Source organism: Qipengyuania citrea (genome assembly GCF_009828015.1).
Taxonomy (GTDB): domain Bacteria; phylum Pseudomonadota; class Alphaproteobacteria; order Sphingomonadales; family Sphingomonadaceae; genus Qipengyuania; species Qipengyuania citrea.
This window is the reverse complement of the sequence record NZ_WTYG01000003.1, coordinates 344,581-363,651: the sequence shown is the minus strand read 5'-3', so window position 1 is coordinate 363,651 and position 19,071 is coordinate 344,581. Positions and strand designations below refer to the sequence as shown.

Here is a 19,071-nt window from a genome sequence, read left to right as displayed (position 1 = left end):
CCCACAGAGGCGGGAAGGGGAGAGCCATGAATAATCTCGCGCACGAAATCGGATTCGTGCCACCGGCCGGCTGGCCGGCCATGTCGCGGGCCGAATGCCGCGACCGCCTCACCGCACCGGGCGAACGCTTCGAAATGGAGACGATCGACATTCGCGGCGTGCCCACCCGCGTGTGGAAGCACGCGCCCACCAACATGCGCCAGGTGGCGATGGCCGCACGCACCCACGGGGACCGGCTGTTCGCCATCTACGAGGACGAGCGGGTCACTTATGAAGCGTGGTTCCGCGCAGTCGCGCGAATGGCGGCCGAACTTCGCGAGCGCGGCGTGGCGAAGGGCGACCGCGTGGCGCTGGCGATGCGCAATCTGCCCGAATGGCCGGTCGCGTTTTTCGCCGCGACCACGATCGGCGCGATCTGCGTGCCGCTCAATGCCTGGTGGACGGGCCCCGAGCTCGCCTTCGGCCTGGCCAATTCGGGCGCCAAGCTGCTGGTGTGCGACGCCGAACGCTGGGAGCGTATCGCCCCTCACCGCGGCGAGCTGCCCGATCTTGAACATGCTCTCGTATCGCGCAGCGATGCGCCACTGGAAGGGGCAGAGCAGCTTGAAGACGTCCTCGGAACGCCCAAGGATTATGCAGCGCTTCCTTCCGCCGAGCTGCCCCAGGTGGACATCAATCCCGAAGACGAAGCGACGATCTTCTACACCAGCGGCACCACCGGCCAGCCCAAGGGCGCGCTCGGTACGCATCGCAATCTGTGCACCAACATCATGTCGAGCGCATACAATGGGGCGATCGCCTTCCTGCGCCGCGGCGAGGAACCGCCGGCGCCGGTGCAGAAGGTCGGCCTGACCGTCATTCCGCTGTTTCACGTCACCGCCTGTTCGGCGGGCCTGATGGGCTATGTCGTGGCCGGGCACACCATGGTGTTCATGCACAAATGGGACCCGGTTAAGGCGTTCCAGTTGATCGAGCGGGAGAAGGTCAACCTGACCGGCGGCGTTCCGACAATCGCCTGGCAATTGCTCGAGCATCCCGAACGCGCGAATTACGACCTCTCCAGCCTTGAGGCGGTGGCTTATGGCGGCGCCCCGGCGGCCCCCGAACTGGTCCGCAAGATCCACGAGGAATTCGGTGCGCTGCCGGCCAATGGCTGGGGCATGACCGAGACCATGGCCACGGTGACCGGCCATTCGAGCGAGGATTACCTCAACCGGCCCGACAGCTGTGGCCCGCCCGTCGCGGTGGCCGATCTCAAGATCGTGGGAGATGACGGCGTTACTGAACTGCCGGTGGGCGAAGTGGGCGAGCTGTGGGCGCGCGGTCCGATGGTGGTGAAGGGCTACTGGAACCGGCCCGAGGCGACCGCCGAGACATTCGTCGATGGCTGGGTCCGCACGGGCGATCTGGCGCGGCTGGACGAGGAAGGCTGGTGCTACATCGTCGACCGGGCCAAAGACATGATCATCCGCGGGGGCGAAAACATCTACTCCTCCGAAGTCGAGAACGTGCTCTACGATCACCCCGCGGTGACCGATGCCGCGCTGGTGGCGATCGCGCATCCGACACTGGGCGAAGAACCCGCGGCGGTCGTGCACCTCGCCCCCGGCATGTCCGCTACCGAGGACGAATTGCGCGAATGGGTCGCCGCGCGTCTTGCCAAGTTCAAGGTGCCGGTGCGCATCGCCTTCGTGCAGGACACGCTGCCGCGCAATGCCAACGGCAAGATCCTCAAGAAGGATCTGGGTGCATTCTTCGCATGATCCGGCCAGCGGCGACCCGCAAGTTCGGCGAGAAGCGCGAAGCGATCGTCCATGCCGCGGCGGTGTTGATCAACGAGGTCGGGGTCCAGGCGACCACGCTGGCCGAAGTGGCGCGCGCAATCGGGCTCAACGCCACCAGCGTCACCTATTACTTCCCGCGCAAGGAACAGCTGGTCGTTGCCGTATACGACCAGACGCTGACGCTGATGGAAGACATTGCGCGCGAGGCGCTGTCGCAGGCCGATCCCGCCGCGCGGCTGCGCCATTTCATCGCTGCGCATGTCGAGCTGAGGAAGCGTATCCGCGCGGGCGAACGCGGGCTGACAGTGGCGCTGTCGGAAATCCGCACGCTCGATCCCGAAGTGCAGGATCCGCTGATGGCGCATTACCTGCGCGTGGTCGATCTGGTGCGGCGTTTCTTCGGCGAATGGCACGACAACGCCGAACGCGCGCTGTTTTCGGCGCGCGCGCATATCCTGCTCGAAGCGATGATGTGGTGGCCGGTGTGGTCGATCCGCTATTCGGTGCTCGATTTCGCGCGCATCGAGGAACGGCTGTTCGACGTTCTGGCGCATGGCCTGCCGGCGCAGCGCGGCCGGTTCGAACCCGAACCGCTGACGGGCGGCTGGCGGACGGGGGAAGACGACGATGCGACGCAGAACGAGGCCTTCCTGCGCGCCGCGACCGTGATGATCAACGAGCGCGGCTATCGCGGCGCCTCGGTCAACCGCATCGCCGAAAGCCTGAATGTCACCAAGGGCAGTTTCTACCACCACCACGAAGCCAAGGACGATCTGGTGCTGGCCTGTTTCCAGCAGAGCTACGACCGGCTTTCCACCGTGCAGATCGCGGGCCGCGATATCGGCACCGACTATTGGAAACGCCTGTCGAGCGTGCTGGCGGAGCTGGTCGACCTGCAGTTCTTCGACCGCACGCCGCTGCTGCGCACCACCGCGCTGCAGGCGCTGGATACCGAACACAAGAGCGGCGTCGTCACGCGGTCCAACCGGCTGGCCCGCCGCTTTGCGGGCATGCTGATCGACGGGATTGCCGATGGTTCGGTGCGTCCTATCGATCCGCTGGTGGCGGGCCAGGTGATCATGTCGACGGTCAACTCAGCCTATGAGGCGCGGCACTGGGCGGCGCGTTTCGAACAACCGGAAAAAGCGATCGAGACCTATCTGTCGGTCATGTCGGAAGGCGTGCTGGCACCGTCACGCTGAGGTGCGCGGTTCGCGCACGCGCCACAGCATCAGCGCGAGGCTGGCCAGCAGCGAAGCGAAGGCGGCAACGATCAGCGGGGCATAGCCCAGTGCCGCGATGCTCAACCCGACGAGGATCGGGCCGACCGAGGACACGCCGCCCTCGACCGTGGTCGTCAGCGCCAGTCGCATGGGAATGTCCTCGTGCTCGCCGAATTCGAGCACCAGTGTGACCGCGGCCATCATCCAGCCCGAAAACCCGAAGCCCAGGAAGACGAAGCTGGCATAGACCAGCCAGCCTTCGCCCAGCACGAGCAGCAGCATGCCCACCAGGCTGCTGATCAGCGCGCCGAGATAGACCGCGCGGAAACCGAAGCGGTCTCCCAGCGATCCCCAGACGAGGTTCGACATCGTGTCGGCCGCGAGGAAGGCGAAGCTCAGCGTCCCGATCAGCGCGCCGTCGAGGCCCAGCCGGTCGCCGACATAGAGCGTCCAGAAGGGCAGGCCGACGCGCGCGATCGCGGCGAGGCCATGCGCCCACAGGAACGCGCGGAAATCGCGGTGGCGAAGCAGGTCGCCGAACTGGCCGATCCGTTCGCGCAGCGGGATGGCGGGCCGCCGCTGCGGGGCATCGGGTTCGCGGATCCCCAGCCGCAATACGAACAGCCCGACCGAGGTCAGGATGAAAGCCAGCAGGAAGGTGGTGGCATAGCCATTGCCCAGCCATTGCTGCTCGATGAAATAATGGCCCGCCACCCAGGCGAGCACGGCGGCAATGAGGCCGCCGACCATGTTGCGTATGCCCTGGAGCCGGCCGCGCCGGTCGATCGGGATCAGCTTGGCCATCAGCATCTGGAACGCCACCCGCTGCGCCCCGCTGAAGAAACCGAGCAGCAGGAAACTGGCGAGCGTGACCACCAGCAATGCGGTGCCTTCGAGCGTCCAGGCCGCGATCGCCAGCACGAGGACCATCACCCGCATCATTGACCCCACGGTGATCGCATAGGGCAGGATACGCTTGCGGCTTTCGACCTGCGCCCCCGACAGGATCGGCGATACTGTGCCGCCCAGCTGCAACAGCGCGGTGCCGAGGCCGACTGCGGCGGCGCTGCCGGTCAGCAGGTAGAGGTAGGCGGGGATGATCGTGGGGGCGTAGATCAGGCGAAAGCCCGTCATCCCGAATACGCCATGCGTCAGGTTGGTAGTGTAGTTGCGCCGGAGATTGGCTTCCATGAAGGCGCTGTGGCGCCCCCAGACATCGTCGTCCGGGAGCGCCCCTGCGGTGTCGCCCGAAGAGGCGTTAGCGTCGCTCAATCGCCGGTCTCAATAGCTGGACAACTTGGCGAACCGGTCCTTGAGATAGCTCGTCGATCCCCAGCTCGCCTCGAGCACGCGCGCGCGCTTGAGGTAGAAGCCGATGTCGTATTCATCGGTCATGCCGATGCCGCCATGCAGCTGGATGCCCTGGTTGCTGATCACGTGCAGCACGCGGTTGGCTTCGGCCTTGGCGATCGTGGCCGCGCGGGCCACACCGAAGCCGCCATCGACCGCCTGCAGACCGGCTTCCACCGCCGAGCGCATCTGCGCCAGATCGGCGAACAGGTCGGCCATGCGGTGCTGGAGCGACTGGAAGGTGGCGAGCACCTGGTTGAACTGTACGCGCTGCTTCAGATAATCGAGCGTGGTGTCGAACACCTGCTGCGCCATGCCGAGCATTTCGGCAGCCGCCAGCACGCGCGCCCGGTCGAGCACATCGTCGAGCAGCGTATCGCCGCCGCCTTCGAGTTTTTCCGCCGCGGCGCCATCGAACGCCACATCGGCATGGCTGCGCTGGTCGGTCAGCTTGCGCGTGGTCAGCGTGACGTCGTCACCCTTTTCGACCAGGTAGAGCCCGTCCCTGGCCGCGACCACGAACAGGTCGGCGCCATGCGCTTCGTGGACGAAGGCCTTCTTGCCCGACAGCTTGCCGCCCGACACGCTGGCTTCGATGGCGGAGGGATCGTGATGCGCGCCTTCATCGACCGCGAGCGTCGCCACGGTTTCGCCGCTGGCGAGTTTGGGCAGCCATTTGGCTTTCTGTTCGTCACTGCCGCCAAGGATGATCGCGCTCGCGGCGATCGTCGTCGCGACCAGCGGGCTGGCGGTCAGCGTCTTGCCCAGTTCCTCGACCACGAGGCCTGCCGACATGAAGCCGAAATCGGACCCGCCATGCGCTTCGGGGATGATCACCCCGGCCCAGCCCATTTCCGCCATCGTGGCATAGGCTTCGGTATTATAGGCCTGAGGTTCGCCGGCCGCACGGACCTTGCGAAATTCTGCCACCGGGCTTTCATTGGTCGCCCAGTCGCGCGCCATGTCGCGCAGCATTTCCTGTTCTTCGTTGAGAACTGCCATTGTCTGTGCTCCCCTATCTTACTGGTGGTCGAGCATGCCGAGCACACGCTTGGCGATGATGTTGTTCTGGATTTCGGTCGAGCCGCCGTAAATCGTGGTGGCCTTGCCGAAGAGCCAGCCGCGCACTGCTTCGAGTTCGCCGTCGGTGAATTCGTCGCCTTCCCAGCCGAGCCCTTGCAGGCCGCGGATCTCTATCAGCAACTCGCTGCGTTCCTGGCTCAGCTTGGTGCCGAGCTTCTTGAGCACCGAGCTGATTTCCGACACGCCGCCCTGCGCCTTGCTTTCCTCCACCGCGCGGCGCGCGGTGAGCAGGAAGCTGTTCCAGCGGATTTCGAAGTCGGCGATCTTGTCGCGCAGGACCTTGTCGGCCAGTTCGCCATCGGCATCGGTCTTGCCGTAGCGCTTGGCAATCTCGCCGAGGCTGCGGCCCATCATGCTGGCGAGCCGCCCGCCGCCCGAAATATTGGTCCGCTCGTGTTGCAGCAGGCGCTTGCCGATCGTCCAGCCCTGGCCTTCCTCGCCGACGAGGTTTTCCTTCGGCACCTTGACGTCGCTGAAGAAGGTTTCGCAGAACGGGCTGGTGCCGCTGATCATGGTGATCGGACGCACTTCCACGCCGGGGGCATCCATGTCGATCAGCATGAAGCTGATGCCGCGGTGCTTGTCGCTCTTGTCGGTGCGGACGATGGCGAAGCACTTGTCCGCCCACTGGCCGCCGCTGGTCCAGGTCTTCTGGCCATTGACGATGTAGTGATCACCCTTGTCTTCGGCGAAGGTCTGCAGATTGGCGAGATCGGACCCGGCATTGGGTTCGCTATAGCCCTGGCACCAGCGGATCTCGCCGCGGCAGATCGGCGGGATATGCTCCTGCTTCTGTTTCTCGCTGCCATACTCCAGCAGCGTCGGACCGAACATCATCACGCCCATGCCGCCGATCGGGTTGTAGGCCCCGACCTTGGCGAATTCTTGCTCGACGATCTTGGCCTGCGCCTTGGTCAGGCCGCCCCCGCCATATTCCTTCGGCCATGTCGGGGTGCCCCATCCGCGCCCGCCCACGGCTTCGCGCCATCTGGTCTGCGCAGGCGTTTCGTCGGTCGGGCCGTCGACCCCGGCCAGCGCATTGGCCTTGCCTTTCAGTTCGGCAGGGAAATTGGCCGCGAGGAATTGCTGCACTTCGGTGCGGAATGCCTCCTCATCGGCATGAATGTCCGGTTCTAGCTGGGTTGCCATGGGTCTCTCCTCCTTCTCCGTCGCAGTGCATATCGCAAAGTTTACGCTTACGGAAATACGCTAGGGCATGCTTGACGAACGCTCCGCTTTGCGTCTCAAGCGCGCGGATGACCGATATTCAGCCTACCCGAATCCGCATGCGCAGCTGGCTGTTCGCTCCCGGCGACAGCGTGAAAAAGATGGCGAAAGCCGCCGAAGGCGACGCCGATATCGTGATCTTCGATCTCGAGGATGCGGTGGTCGAAAGCGGCAAGGAAGGTGCACGCGCGAGCATCGCCGAATTCCTGTCCGGCAAGAGCGAAAACGAACGCGCGCGTCTGTGGGTGCGGATCAACCCGCTCGACGGGCCGTGGGCCGCCGACGATCTGGCCGCCGTCATACCCGCTCGGCCGGGCGGGATCATGTTGCCCAAGTCGCGTGGCCGCCACGATGTCGAAGAACTCGACCGGCTCATCACTCCGCTCGAAGACGAGAACGGGATCGCGACCGGATCGACCCCGGTGATTGCACTGGTGACCGAAACCGCCGCAGCCATGTTCACTACCGGCAACTACGGCGGTGCGCCGCGCCTAGCGGCAATGACCTGGGGCGCGGAAGACCTGGCCGATTCGCTCGGCGCGCAGAGCAACAAGGATTTCGAAGGCGATTTCGCCTTTACCTACAAGCTGGCACGCAGCCTGTGCCTGCTGGGCGCCGCGGCGGCCGAAGTCGTGCCGGTAGAAACGATCGACACCAATTTCCGCGATCTCCAGGCGCTGCGCAAGCGCGCGATCGAGGTGCGCCGTCAAGGCTATCGCGGCATGCTGGCGATCCACCCGGCGCAGGTGCCGGTGATCAACGAAGCCTTCACTCCCTCCGATGAGGAAGTGGCCGAAGCGCGCGAGATCGTCGATCTGTTCGAAGCCAATCCCGGTGCCGGCACGATCGGCTGGAAGGGCGGCATGCTCGACCGCCCGCACCTGTCCCGCGCCCGGCAATTGCTGGCACAGGTAGAAGACTGATCAGCCCAGCCGGGCGACCTCTTCCAGCACCCGCTCGGCCCATTCGGTCCGGCAGATAAGCAGGTCGGGCATGTAGGTGTCACGCTGGTTGTAGGTGAGCGGAGAGCCGTCGATCCGGCTGGCATGCAGGCCATGCGCAAGTGCCACCGCTGCGGGGGCGGCGCTGTCCCATTCGTACTGGCCGCCGGTGTGCAGGTAGATTTCCGCTTCGCCCCGAACAACGGCCATCGCCTTGGCCCCGGCGCTGCCCATGCCGACCAGCTCGGCGCCGATCGTTTCCGCCACGCTGACCGCCTCGGCTGCCGGCCGAGTCCGGCTGACCACCATGCGAGGCGTTCCGGCTGCGTCGGGCACAGCGGCAGGCGTGTCGGTGCGTAGCACCAGGCCAAGACCGGGCAGGGCGACGGCCCCGATTTCGGGCCTGCCGTCGATGCATAGGGCGACATGCACGGCCCAGTCTGCGCGCTCTTCGCCATATTCGCGCGTGCCATCCACCGGATCGACGATCCACACGCGGCTCTTCGCCAGCCGTTCGTCGGTGTCCTTGCTTTCCTCGCTGAGCAGGCCGTCTTCCGGCCGCTGTTCGCGTAGCGCATGGACGAGGAACTGGTTGGCGGTCTCGTCGCCCGCCTTGCCCAGGCTCTTGCCCTGGAAGACCCCGCTACCGCGCACTTCGAGCAGGATCTTTCCGGCAACCTCGGCTAGGTGGGCGGCGAGTTCGGCATCGGTCATCACGGCAAGGTATTCCTGGCTGGTAAGGGTGGCCGATGCGCATGGCAGAGACCGCCCGCGCTGCGAACCCCCTGAGGCAGGCCAGATGCAATTTTGCCCGCCCCGCGCTGCAGCTTTCTTGCAGCTACGGGCTTTGCGCGTCTCCATGGTTGCCCAAATGCCGGGGCGCGACTAGCTGGGAAGCCGATGTTCGATCCCCAGGCTTTCCGCGATGCGCTCGGCAGCTTCGTCACCGGCGTGACCATTGTGACCGCGCGCGACGAAGCAGGGCGGCCGTACGGGCTGACAGCGAACAGCTTCAATTCGGTCAGCCTCGATCCGCCGATGGTGCTGTGGAGCCTGTCGCTGCGCTCGGGCAGCCTCCCGGTCTTTCGCGATGCCGACAATTGGGCGGTGCACGTCCTTGCGGCGGATCAGCAGGCGATGTCCGACCGGTTCGCCCGCCCGGGCGATGGCAAGTTCGCCGGGGTCGAGGATGTCGATGGGCCGGAGGGCGCCCCGCTGCTGGCGGGTTATGCCGCTCGGTTCGGTTGCCGCGCGCGCTTCGAATATGAAGGCGGCGACCATGCGATCTTCCTCGGCGAAGTCGTCGACTTCGATCGGCGCGAGGCTGACCCGCTGATCTATCACGGCGGGCGCTACGGCCGCGTGATGCGGGCTCCGACCGGCGAAGACCTCGAACGCGAAGGGCTGGCCGAACGCGCGGGCACCGGACTTTCCCTTACGGCGAGCGGGGCCGACCTGCTGGCCGCTCTCGAAGCTGTGGCGAAGCGCTAGACTCAGCGCGTTTGCGCCGATACCCGTTGCGAAAAGCAACCAAGGGAAGAGGCACAGCACATGAAAACCCGCATCACCGAAATGTTCGGCATCGAGCACCCCATCATCCAGGGCGGCATGCATTATGTCGGTTTCGCGGAAATGGCGGCCGCGGTTTCGAATGCGGGCGGGCTGGGCATCATCACCGGATTGACGCAGGGTACGCCCGAGAAGCTGGCGAACGAGATCGCGCGCTGCAAGGATATGACCGACAAGCCCTTTGGCGTGAACCTGACCTTCCTGCCGACGGTGAACGCGCCCGATTATCCCGGCCTGGTCAAGGCGATCATCGACGGCGGCGTCAAGGCGGTCGAGACCGCGGGCAACAATCCCGCGCAGGTGCTGCCCTATTTCAAGGACGCCGGGGTCAAGGTGATCCACAAGTGCACCAGCGTGCGGCACAGCCTCAAGGCGCAGTCGATCGGCTGCGATGCGGTCAGCGTCGACGGCTTCGAATGCGGCGGGCATCCGGGCGAAGACGATATTCCCAACATGATCCTGCTGCCGCGCGCAGCGGATGAACTCGACATTCCTTTTGTCGCCAGCGGGGGCATGGCCGACGCACGCAGCCTTGTTGCCAGCCTCGCCATGGGCGCGGAAGGCATGAACATGGGCACGCGTTTCATCGCCACCCAGGAAGCGCCGGTGCACGAGAACGTGAAAAAGGCGATCGTCGCGGCGAGCGAGCTCGACACGCGGCTGGTGATGCGCCCGCTGCGCAACACCGAACGCGTGATGACCAATGATGCCGTCGAACGCCTGCTGGAAAAGGAACGCAAGCTGGGCGACGACCTCAAGTTCGAGAACATCATCGAGGAAGTCGCGGGCGTGTATCCGCGGATCATGACCGAAGGCGACATGGATGCAGGCGCGTGGTCGTGCGGCATGGTGGCAGGTCTGATCAACGACATCCCGACCTGCAAGGAATTGATCGACGGGATCATGGCGGAAGCCGAAGTGCTCATCCGCCAGCGCCTCGCCGGCTTCCTCGACGCCTGAGAGGAGGACGGACCATGCTCGATACCAGCTATCGTACCGCCTATAACGACGATCACGAGGCCTTTCGCGACACCGTGCGCAAGGTCTTCGCCGAACATATGACGCCCTATCTCGACCAGCACGAGGAAGAGGGCATCGTCCCGCGTTCGGCGTGGAAGGCGCTGGGCGAGGCGGGCATGCTGTGCCCCACGGTCAAGGAAGAGAACGGCGGGCTCGGCCTCGATTTCGGCTTCAATTGCGTGTTGTGCGAGGAGCTGTCCTATCTCGGCAGCTCGGCCGGCTTCACGCTGCAAAACGATATCACCGCCAATTACATCGAGCGTCTCGGCACCGAGGAACAGCGCGCCAAATACCTGCCCGGCATGGTTTCGGGCGATGTGATTTCGGCGATCGCGATGACCGAACCCGGCGCGGGCAGCGATCTGCAGGGCATCCGCACCACTGCGATCAAGGACGGCAATCACCTCGTGGTGAACGGGTCCAAGACCTACATCACCAATGGCCAGAACGCCGATGTCGTCATCGTCGTGGCCAAGACCGATCCCGCGCAGGGCGCCAAGGGCACCTCGCTGGTGCTGGTCGATGCCGGCACCGAAGGGTTCGAGCGCGGGCGCAATCTCGACAAGATCGGCCAGCATTCGGCCGACACGTCCGAACTGTTCTTCAACGATGTGCGTGTGCCGATGACCAATATCCTCGGCGGCGAGGGGCGCGGCTTCATCCATCTCATGGAAGAACTGCCGCAGGAACGGCTGGGCATCGCGGTGGGCGCGCAGGCCGCAGCGCAGCGCGCTTTCGACGAAGCGGTCAAGTTCACCAAGGACCGCAAGGCATTCGGCAAGACGGTGTTCGAGTTCCAGAACACCAAATTCGTCCTCGCCGATCTCAAGGCCAAGATCCAGGTCGGCTGGGCGCATCTCGACTGGGCGATCAGGAAGCACCTCGCCGGCGAACTCACCACCGACGAGGCCAGCGCGGCCAAGCTGTGGCACACCGATTTGCAGTGGGAAGCCTGCGACATGGCGCTGCAACTGCATGGCGGGGCGGGTTACATGAATGAATATGCGATCGCCCGGCTGTGGCGCGATGCGCGTGTCACGCGCATCTTCGGCGGCACCAACGAGATCATGAAGGAAGTGATCAGCCGCTCGATCTGAGGAGCAATACCGCATGACCGATCCGCTCGACTTCTCCGGTAAGACCGTCCTCGTCGTGGGCGGGACGAGCGGGATCGGCAACGGTATTGCGCATGGCTTCCGCCAGCACGGGGCGCTGGTCCATGTCAGCGGAACCCGCGCTGCGGCATCCGATTATGCGGCCTCCGAAGGCAGCGATCTGGCGGGGCTGACCTTCCACCGGCTCGACGTGTCGGACGCCTCCGCCACTGCCAGCTTTGAACTGCCCGACCGGCTCGATGTCGTCGTGCTGTGCCAGGGCAAGGTGTGCTATCGCCGCGAGGAATTCGAGCGCGAGGGCTGGGACGCGGTGATGGAGGTCAATCTCAACTCGCTGATGGATTGCGCGCGGATCGTCCGCCCCCGGCTGGCCGAGCGGGGCGGATCGCTGATCGTGGTCAGTTCGGTGGGCGCCTATCACGCCATGCTGGGCAACCCAGCCTATGCCGCCAGCAAGGCGGGTGCGGTCAGCCTGGTGGGCAGCCTCGCGCAGGCCTGGGCGGGAGAGGGCATTCGCGTCAACGGCATCGCGCCGGGCCTTGTCCCGACCAAGCTGACCAAGGTCACCACCGAGAACGAGCAGCGCGCGGCAGGCGCGGTGGCGCGCATACCGGCAGGCCGGATGGGCACCCCGCAGGACATGGCCGGGGCGGCGTTGTTCCTTGCCTCGCCGCTGGCCGATTATATCGTCGGCCAGACCATACGCGTCGATGGCGGAATGACGCTCGCCTGAAACCGGCCTGCTCCTGAAAGGGGATACGATCATGGATTACGTCAATCTCGGGCCTTCGGGCCTCAAGGTTTCGCGGCTGTGTCTCGGCTGCATGAGCTATGGCGACACCAGCAAGGGCTGGCATGGCGACTGGGTGCTTTCGGAGAACGAAAGCCGTCCCTTCATCCGCGAGGCGGTGGAGGCGGGTATCAACTTCTTCGATACGGCGAACATGTATTCGCGCGGCGCATCGGAAGAGGTGATCGGGCGCCTGCTGCCCGAATTTGCGCGACGCGACGAGATCGTGGTCGCGACCAAGGCTTTCCTGCCCTGGCAGCAGGCCCCCAATGCGGGCGGTCTGTCGCGCAAGGCGCTGATGCAGGCGGTGGACGACAGCCTGACGCGGCTGGGGATGGACTATGTCGATCTCTACCAGATCCACCGCTGGGACGATGCCACGCCGATCGAGGAAACGATGGAGGCGCTGCACGACATCGTGAAGGCGGGCAAGGTCCGCTATCTTGGCGCCTCGTCGATGTTCGCCTGGCAGTTCGCCAAGGCGCAGGAAGTGGCCCGCGCGAATGGTTGGACGCTGTTCATTTCGATGCAGAACCACGTCAATCTGCTCTACCGCGAGGAAGAGCGCGAAATGCTGCCGCTCTGCGCCGATCAGGGCATCGGCATCATTCCGTGGAGCCCGCTGGCGCGTGGTAAGCTTGCCCGCGCATGGGACGAAACCACCGTGCGCAGCGAGACCGACGGCTTCGGCAAGCTGCTCTATCGCCAGCAGGAAGAGGCGGATCGCGCAATCGTAGAAACCGTTGGTGCGATTGCCGCGGAACGGGATGTATCGCGCGCGAGCGTGGCTCTCGCCTGGCATTTTGCCAAAGGCGTGACCGCACCGATCATCGGAGCGACCAAGCCCGGTCATATCGACGCCGCCTGCGCGGCGATGGATCTGGCACTGACCGAGGACGAGGTCCGCCGGCTGGAAGAGCCCTACCTGCCGAAGAACCCGGTCGGCGTGGCCTCCACCGTGCCCCGCGATTGGTCGCTCACGATCGCCAGTCCGTAAGACGCGGCGCATTTTGCGCCGCAGTGTTACAAACGCGCAGACGAGGTCACATACGAGTCATATGACTGCGGCATCGCTGCCACCTCACTGGTGGGGTGACGGCTGCGTGCGTACGATCAACATATTCCTGACCGACCCGATGGCAGGCGATTTGCCAGACTTCGAAAACGGCGATCTGTGCTACGCCTTCGCGCGGCTCTATCCCGATGGACCGCGGCGGCTGGTCGAAGGACCTGTCTGCGCTTTCGTCGACTGGGTGATGGATGATCTCTCGGGGCTTGAGATGTGCCGGCGGCTGCGTTCCGACCCGCGAATGCAGGATGCCCACATCACCATCGTGCTCGAGGAAGACGATGCGCAGGACAAGCGCCGCGCGCTCCGCGCCGGGGCCGACGACTACATCACCGGCCCGATTGATCGCACGATGGTGCTGGACCGCGTGATGGCGCTGCAGATGGGCGGCGCACAGCCACGCGTCAACGAACGGCTGGAACTGGGCGCGCTGCTGGTCGATCTCGCGGCCTTGCAAGCGCGGTGGAACGGCCGGGCGCTGGATCTGCGGCCCAATGAATTCCGTCTGCTGCATTTTCTGGCGCAGAACCCCGACCGTGTGCTGTCGCGCGGCGCTCTGATCGCGGCGCTGGGCAAGCAGGAGCCGCCGATCGACGAGCGCACGGTCGATGTCTGGGTCGGCCGGTTGCGCCGCGCGCTACGCAAGGTCGGGGCGGGCGAACGCTTGCGGACGGTGCGCTCGCTGGGATATGTGTACGACAGCTACGATTGAGCGCCGGGCGATAGCAGTCTGTCTGTGTACGACCGCGATTGCGGACGCTTGCTAGATGCGATTACGCCAGAAGAGCCATCGCTGCAATTGCAGTGAGCACGCCCACAAAAGCACGAGGGCGAAAGCGATGAAAATTACATACATCGCGACACCTGCAGCGAAGTGCCAAGTGGGCTCGGACCTCAAGGCATATAAATCAAACCAACTCGATATTACGAGCGGCTCTCCATGAAGCCCGTCAATTATGCGGCGAGTCCAGCCCACAATCTGAAAGAGAAAAAGTGGAGTTGCTGCCACGGCCCAGAATAGCTCATTGCGACTAGGACGCCCCTCAGCTTCAAGCTCTGATCGAGAATGCCACAACATGGCAAGGCGTTAGCATCCCTTCGCATGCCGAGCAAAGCATCGACGGCCGCTAACCACCCAACTTCAGCCGCCAATCAACGAAAAAGGGCCGCCCGAAAGCGGCCCTTTCCGAAGGAGATTTGTGTGTGTGTAATCAGAACTCGGCAGATACCGACAGGCTGAAGCTGCGGCCGACGTCGTAGCTGTTGTTCTCGATCCGCGTGGTGCCGGTGGTCTGGTATTCGAAATGGTCGCGGCCCGTCAGGTTGCGCGCTTCGAACTTCACTTCCATGTCCGTCCCGGCCAGTTCGAAACCCTGCCGCGCGACGAAATCGATAGTCAGGCCGGGGTTTTCGAGGATGTCCGGGCGCGACAGCGTGCTGCGGCTGATCACGCGCTTGCTGCCGTAATTGAACAGGAAGGTCATCTGGCTGACGCGGTCGAGGTCTTCGAGCCCCAGCTGGACGTTGGCGATATGGTCCGACTGACCGGTAAGAGCGGTACCGTCCTCGAAGAAGTTGGACGCCGACTGCAGGCCGCCCAGTTCGGGGACATTGACCTGGTCGCCCGCCTGCACGCTGATGTCGGACTGGGTGTAAGTGTAGTTGGCAATCGCGACGAAGCGCTTGCTGTCCCACCAGTCGCCCAGCGTGTAGAGGTCCTTGTTCCACTGGACTTCGACTTCCGCACCGTAGAGTTCAGCCTGGGGCGCATTGGCGAAGCGGCTAACCACGGTGTTGTCGTTGAAGCTCGAAAACACCTCGATCGGGTTCTCGATGTCCTTGTAGAACCCGGCGAGGCTGAACTTGCTGCCCGAGCCCCAGTAATATTCGACGCGGGCTTCGTAATTGGTCAGCTCGCTATCGACCAGCCCGGGGTTGCCGGTGAACTGGCGGTTGCTTTCCGGATCGTAATAGGTCTGCAGGATCAGCTCGCGGAACTGGGGGCGCGCGATGGTCTTGGACGCATTGAAACGCGCTTGCAGGCTGTCGGCGATTTCCCAAGTCAGCGTGGCTGCGGGCAGCCAATAATCGTTGTTCAGCAGCGTGGCATTGGCCGATCCGCTGGGCAGGCCGTCGAGCCCGAGCGGCACGACTTGCTGCGTCGCGTCTTCGTAGCGCACACCCGCATCGAGCGAGACCCCGGCAAGCGGTTCGATCCGCGCCTGCGCATAGCCAGCCTTGATCTCGAGCCCGGCGGAAAACGCCGGATCGGCGGCGGTGGTATCGATAATGGTGTAGGAGAACGGCCCGATCCCGCCGGCAGTCTGCGCTTCCGTATCGTAACCCAGCGCGATCAGCGCATCGCCCAGCAGATTGTCGGGGCGCAGCGCGCCGAACGCCAGCGGGTAATCGCCCGTCGTGCGAATGTCGAATTCGCGGCGCCGCGACAGGCGTTCGGTGTCGGTATAGGCGCCGCCCACCGTCACGCCGAGCCAGTTGGTCAGCTGGTAACTGACATCGAGACCGCCGTAATAGAGGTCTTCGGTCAGGTCGGAGAACGCCACCGTGGTGCGACCACGCTGCCCTCCGTTCTGCAGGTTGAGATAGATATCGTCGAACCCGCCCGAGGGATTGAGGTCGCGCGAATAGACGAATTCCCATTCGTTCGGCGCTTCGCGCTGCGTCTGGGCATAACCGCCGCGCAGGTCGATCGACAGGTCGCCGAATTCGAGTTCGCCGACAAACTGCGTGTCGAGCAGCTGGCGTTCGTACCAGCCGGTGTTCTGGAACAGATCGTCATCGTCGTCGGTGAGGTCGGAAATCTGCGCCAGCGACGCGCGCTTGAGCGAATCGCGGATGTAGAGGTTCGTCAGGCGGAAGCGGTGCTCGCCCACTTCGAGCCCGAAACCGAGCATGGCATTGGCGAGGATCCGCTGGTCGGTCTGGAACTGGTTGCCCGTCTGGTCGAGGTCGAGATCGCCGTTCAGCGCGGCCTGCCGCGTGATGAAGCGATTGCGGTACTTGTTGCTGAGCGAGGCAGTGGCGATCACGCCGAACCGGCCGTCGGAGAAGACATCGACGCTGGTGCCCGCGGTGATGCCGCCCGACCAGTTGACGGGCAGTTCGTCGGTGCTCTGCAGGAGGATCAGATTGGGATCGCCCAGTTCGGTCAGGATGGCCTGCTGGTCCACGCCGGGGTCGTTGAGCGACTGCCCGCTGTCGAGGAAGGATTGCAGGTTGGGGCCGGGGTCGCGGCGCCCATTGTCGAAGCCGAACCAGTCGTAATCGGACCCGTAATAGGTGTAGCCCGTGCCGAAGGTCGTTTCGGTGTCGCCTGAAATGCCCGCGCTGATCTTGACGAAGCTCTCATCGGGCACCGCGCGGGTCGTCAGATTGATGACGCCACCGCCGAATTCGCCGGGGAAGTTGGCCGAATAGGTCTTCTGCACCAGGCTCGATGCGATGACGCTGGTCGGGAAGATGTCGAGCGGGACCACGCGGCTGAGCGGTTGCGGCGAGGGCAGCGGCAGGCCGTTGAGCAGCGCGAGCGAGTAGCGATCGCCGAGGCCGCGGACATAGACGAGGCCGTTGCCCACGGTCGACAGGCCGGTGACGCGGGTCAGCGCGCCGGCGATGTCGCCTTCGCCCGTCCGCGCAATGCTGGCGCTGTCGAGCACCGAGACGACCTGCGACGAGGCGCGAGTGACGTCCTGCCGGCGGCGACCGGTGACGACGATTGCGCCCCCGGGGACCGAAATATCGGGTTCCTCGAACGCTTCCTCCGGCGGCGTGTCGTCGATGCCCTCGGCCTGCTGCGCCATGATGGCGTCGGTGGCGGGATCTTCATCGGCGGGTACGCCTTCGGCGCCGGTGCTCGCTGCCTGGGCGAATGCGGCCCCGGCAGGGAAGGTGAGCGCGGTGGAGAGCAGGAGCAGCGCGGAAAGCTGCTTGCCGGTCGACATGGTTCGAGACCCCCTCATATTCAGGTCTTAAAAACTGTGCTGGAGCCCTGCGAAGGCGCCGATGCGAAATGCGAAACCGGCTGCGGGACGCACGGAATGCGCGCCCCGCAGCCGTCGATGCGGATCAGTAGACCGGGAGGCTGCTGCAGTCGGAGACCGCGGCATCGAAGGTCACCGTTGCCGAATTGCAGGTCCAGCCCTGGATCCAGGTGTCGTTGCCTGGATAGACCGCGCCGATGTTGGTGGGGGTCTGGAAGAACGACGAGATCGCGGTCGGATCGAACACGGCGACACCGTTCTCGTTGGTGCCGTTTACGAAGCCCATCGACAGCGTGTTGGTGAAATTGGCATCGTTGTTCGAACCGGCGTTGAAGCGTGTTTCGATCTGCGCCGCGGTCACCCCGCCCGAACTGTCGCGGAAGTCCACCGAGCAATCGAGCACGAAGGAATTGAACACCACCGGGCCGGCTTCGTCGATCGCGCCATTGGCAGCGCGGTTCAGCGTTTCGGGATTGTCGATGCGCAGACACGGCGTGGAGCCTTCATTGTCGACCAGGACCGAATTGACGATCGTGTAGTCGGCGAAACCGCGGATACGGATCGCCTGGTCGCCGGTGCCGCTGTTGGCGATGAAGGTGGCGTTCGAGATGCGCGTGTTCTGGCGCGGGGTGTCTTCTTCGAGCCCGTTCGACGAGTCGGCTTCGATGATCGTGTCGCCGACGCCGGGGCGCTGGATGGCAATCACGTTCTGCATGTCGACCTTGACGCCGGTGTCGGTGTCGAGGCTGTCGTCTTCGGCGCCGACCACGATCAGGTTGCGCAGGTTGAACTGGCCGCCGAAGAATTCGACGCCGTCATCCGAGCTGTTGTAGCTCATGATGTTGCTGAGCTGCGTGCCCGAACCGGTGCCGCCGGTGGTGAGCGCCTGCAGTTCGCTGTCGCCCGACAGGACGAAGCCCGAGTAGCGGATCTGGACGTAGCTCATGCTGCCCGAGCTGTCGGTCGGGGTCGCGCCGCCGAACAGGGCCGGCTGCGCTGCGCCTTCGACCTGGCGTTCGCAGGCGGTGGTGCCCGGGGTTGCGCCCGGGGCGATGCAATCGGTTACCGGAGCGCGGCCCGACAGGACGACGCCGCCCCACTGGCCCGAGGAATTGGCCGTGTTCAGCCCCTGCACGTTGTCGCGGCTGGTGAAGATGATCGGACGCGCGGCAGTCCCGTTCGCATTGATCGTGTTGCCGCGGTTGACGTTCAGCCAGCCCGAACCCGACGAGAACAGGATCACGCCCGGTTCGATCGTCAGTTCGACGTCGGTGTCCGCGCCCGTATCGGCAGCCCCGCCGTCGGTGCCGACATCGACGCGGCCGTCGATGCGGTAGAGCAGGCCTTCGATGTAGGGCAGGGTCGAAGAAGCGGTGAAGCGCGCGGGCAGAGTGCAGACGCGGTATTCGCCGGTGGGGCCGGTGATGGTGTTGCCATCGGTCAGGCCGACCGGGTCGGAAATGGTCGGGCAGCCCGCGGCCGGGGTCACCAGCGTCGACGTCGGGGTCGGCGTGGGGGTCGGCGTCGGGGCCGGGGTCGGGTTGTTGATGATCACGTCACCGCCGGTACCCGGCGAGACGATTTCGTCGGCGCCGCAGCTGGCAAGAGCCAGTGCAGAGCAGCCAAGGACGAGCGAACGATGGAAATTGGTCACGGGTAACGGTCCCCTCAAAAACCGGATGAATCGGATGCGAAATCTCGGATCGCGAATCCCCCGCTAGGGATCGTTCGTGACAGTTTTTGTCGAAAGATGACCGTTGTGTTGCAGAACCTCGGATCATCCCGGGCGGCTTGGCCGAAATGGCGGAAAACCGTTTCCGTGGGGTCGGATTACGCTTTTATGACAAAGTTACAGATTTGTTGCAGTCGGCAGGGCCGGGGTTCAAACATGCACTCACA

At 64.6% G+C, this 19,071-nt stretch carries 15 protein-coding genes; 9 read left to right on the top strand and 6 right to left on the bottom strand.

The annotated features are described in order from the left end of the window. The first annotated feature begins 26 nt into the window (after positions 1-26). Together GRI55_RS11880 and GRI55_RS11875 are read left to right on the top strand one after the other, a co-directional pair. The gene (locus GRI55_RS11880; protein ID WP_160767293.1) at positions 27-1,763 is read left to right on the top strand and encodes a class I adenylate-forming enzyme family protein; all 1,737 of its coding nucleotides are present in this window, start codon (positions 27-29) and stop codon (positions 1,761-1,763) included. Further along, positions 1,760-2,986: a TetR/AcrR family transcriptional regulator gene (locus GRI55_RS11875; RefSeq protein WP_160767292.1), complete on the top strand. Its 1,227-nt coding sequence runs from the start codon at positions 1,760-1,762 to the stop codon at positions 2,984-2,986. The genes GRI55_RS11880 and GRI55_RS11875 overlap by 4 nt, the downstream gene beginning before the upstream one ends. Here GRI55_RS11875 and GRI55_RS11870 read toward each other — a convergent pair. The 3 genes from GRI55_RS11870 to GRI55_RS11860 are packed head-to-tail and all read right to left on the bottom strand — an operon-like array spanning position 2,978 to position 6,589. Then, positions 2,978-4,279: an MFS transporter gene (locus GRI55_RS11870; RefSeq protein ID WP_237452507.1), complete on the bottom strand. Its 1,302-nt coding sequence runs from the start codon at positions 4,277-4,279 to the stop codon at positions 2,978-2,980. The two genes, GRI55_RS11875 and GRI55_RS11870, sit on opposite strands and share 9 nt — an antisense overlap. 9 nt (positions 4,280-4,288) lie before the next feature. Continuing rightward, positions 4,289-5,359 carry an acyl-CoA dehydrogenase family protein gene (locus GRI55_RS11865; protein ID WP_160767291.1) on the bottom strand — a complete coding sequence of 357 codons (1,071 nt, stop codon included), beginning with the start codon at positions 5,357-5,359 and terminating at the stop codon, positions 4,289-4,291. An 18-nt stretch (positions 5,360-5,377) separates the two neighbouring features. Then, positions 5,378-6,589 (bottom strand): acyl-CoA dehydrogenase family protein, encoded by a 1,212-nt coding sequence (locus GRI55_RS11860; protein ID WP_160767290.1) that lies wholly within the window; start codon positions 6,587-6,589, stop codon positions 5,378-5,380. A 107-nt stretch (positions 6,590-6,696) separates the two neighbouring features. Between GRI55_RS11860 and GRI55_RS11855 the strand changes: the two genes are divergently transcribed. Then, positions 6,697-7,590 carry an HpcH/HpaI aldolase/citrate lyase family protein gene (locus GRI55_RS11855; RefSeq protein WP_160767289.1) on the top strand — a complete coding sequence of 298 codons (894 nt, stop codon included), beginning with the start codon at positions 6,697-6,699 and terminating at the stop codon, positions 7,588-7,590. Here the strand turns inward: GRI55_RS11855 and GRI55_RS11850 are convergent, their stop codons facing one another. Further along, entirely contained in the window at positions 7,591-8,322 is a 732-nt protein-coding gene (locus GRI55_RS11850) for a 3'(2'),5'-bisphosphate nucleotidase CysQ (protein ID WP_160767288.1), read from the bottom strand. Positions 8,323-8,508: 186 nt separating this feature from the next. On the opposite strand from GRI55_RS11850, the gene GRI55_RS11845 reads away from it, so the two are divergent. The 6 genes from GRI55_RS11845 to GRI55_RS11820 all read left to right on the top strand — a co-directional run bounded on the left by GRI55_RS11845 (position 8,509) and on the right by GRI55_RS11820 (position 13,883). After that, complete coding sequence (locus GRI55_RS11845) at positions 8,509-9,099, top strand: flavin reductase family protein (protein ID WP_050600115.1); 591 nt, start codon at positions 8,509-8,511, stop codon at positions 9,097-9,099. A gap of 60 nt (positions 9,100-9,159) precedes the next feature. Further along, on the top strand, positions 9,160-10,137 hold the full coding sequence (locus GRI55_RS11840) for an NAD(P)H-dependent flavin oxidoreductase (protein WP_160767287.1): 978 nt from the start codon (positions 9,160-9,162) through the stop codon (positions 10,135-10,137). A 14-nt stretch (positions 10,138-10,151) separates the two neighbouring features. Next, the gene (locus GRI55_RS11835; protein WP_050600117.1) at positions 10,152-11,294 is read left to right on the top strand and encodes an acyl-CoA dehydrogenase family protein; all 1,143 of its coding nucleotides are present in this window, start codon (positions 10,152-10,154) and stop codon (positions 11,292-11,294) included. A 13-nt stretch (positions 11,295-11,307) separates the two neighbouring features. Beyond that, the gene (locus GRI55_RS11830; protein WP_160767286.1) at positions 11,308-12,045 is read left to right on the top strand and encodes an SDR family NAD(P)-dependent oxidoreductase; all 738 of its coding nucleotides are present in this window, start codon (positions 11,308-11,310) and stop codon (positions 12,043-12,045) included. Between the two features lie 31 nt (positions 12,046-12,076). Further along, complete coding sequence (locus GRI55_RS11825; protein WP_160767285.1) at positions 12,077-13,099, top strand: aldo/keto reductase; 1,023 nt, start codon at positions 12,077-12,079, stop codon at positions 13,097-13,099. Between the two features lie 106 nt (positions 13,100-13,205). Beyond that, positions 13,206-13,883, top strand: coding sequence for a response regulator transcription factor (locus GRI55_RS11820; protein ID WP_370873255.1), 678 nt, complete (start codon positions 13,206-13,208; stop codon positions 13,881-13,883). A gap of 499 nt (positions 13,884-14,382) precedes the next feature. On the opposite strand, the gene GRI55_RS11815 is transcribed toward GRI55_RS11820, so the two are convergent. Together GRI55_RS11815 and GRI55_RS11810 are read right to left on the bottom strand one after the other, a co-directional pair. Beyond that, positions 14,383-17,133 carry a TonB-dependent receptor domain-containing protein gene (locus GRI55_RS11815; protein WP_160767284.1) on the bottom strand — a complete coding sequence of 917 codons (2,751 nt, stop codon included), beginning with the start codon at positions 17,131-17,133 and terminating at the stop codon, positions 14,383-14,385. Positions 17,134-17,257: 124 nt separating this feature from the next. Then, on the bottom strand, positions 17,258-18,826 hold the full coding sequence (locus GRI55_RS11810; RefSeq protein ID WP_063507086.1) for a hypothetical protein: 1,569 nt from the start codon (positions 18,824-18,826) through the stop codon (positions 17,258-17,260). Between the last annotated feature and the right edge of the window lie 245 nt (positions 18,827-19,071).

Excerpts from the sequence above, each read along its gene's own strand:
- GRI55_RS11880 (WP_160767293.1), top strand. The coding sequence starts at position 27 with ATGAATAATCTCGCGCACGAAATCGGATTCGTGCCACCGGCCGGCTGG.
- GRI55_RS11875 (WP_160767292.1), top strand. The coding sequence starts at position 1,760 with ATGATCCGGCCAGCGGCGACCCGCAAGTTCGGCGAGAAGCGCGAAGCG.
- GRI55_RS11865 (WP_160767291.1), bottom strand. The coding sequence starts at position 5,359 with ATGGCAGTTCTCAACGAAGAACAGGAAATGCTGCGCGACATGGCGCGC.
- GRI55_RS11860 (WP_160767290.1), bottom strand. The coding sequence starts at position 6,589 with ATGGCAACCCAGCTAGAACCGGACATTCATGCCGATGAGGAGGCATTC.
- GRI55_RS11855 (WP_160767289.1), top strand. The coding sequence starts at position 6,697 with ATGACCGATATTCAGCCTACCCGAATCCGCATGCGCAGCTGGCTGTTC.
- GRI55_RS11850 (WP_160767288.1), bottom strand. The coding sequence starts at position 8,322 with ATGACCGATGCCGAACTCGCCGCCCACCTAGCCGAGGTTGCCGGAAAG.
- GRI55_RS11845 (WP_050600115.1), top strand. The coding sequence starts at position 8,509 with ATGTTCGATCCCCAGGCTTTCCGCGATGCGCTCGGCAGCTTCGTCACC.
- GRI55_RS11840 (WP_160767287.1), top strand. The coding sequence starts at position 9,160 with ATGAAAACCCGCATCACCGAAATGTTCGGCATCGAGCACCCCATCATC.
- GRI55_RS11835 (WP_050600117.1), top strand. The coding sequence starts at position 10,152 with ATGCTCGATACCAGCTATCGTACCGCCTATAACGACGATCACGAGGCC.
- GRI55_RS11830 (WP_160767286.1), top strand. The coding sequence starts at position 11,308 with ATGACCGATCCGCTCGACTTCTCCGGTAAGACCGTCCTCGTCGTGGGC.
- GRI55_RS11825 (WP_160767285.1), top strand. The coding sequence starts at position 12,077 with ATGGATTACGTCAATCTCGGGCCTTCGGGCCTCAAGGTTTCGCGGCTG.
- GRI55_RS11815 (WP_160767284.1), bottom strand. The coding sequence starts at position 17,133 with ATGTCGACCGGCAAGCAGCTTTCCGCGCTGCTCCTGCTCTCCACCGCG.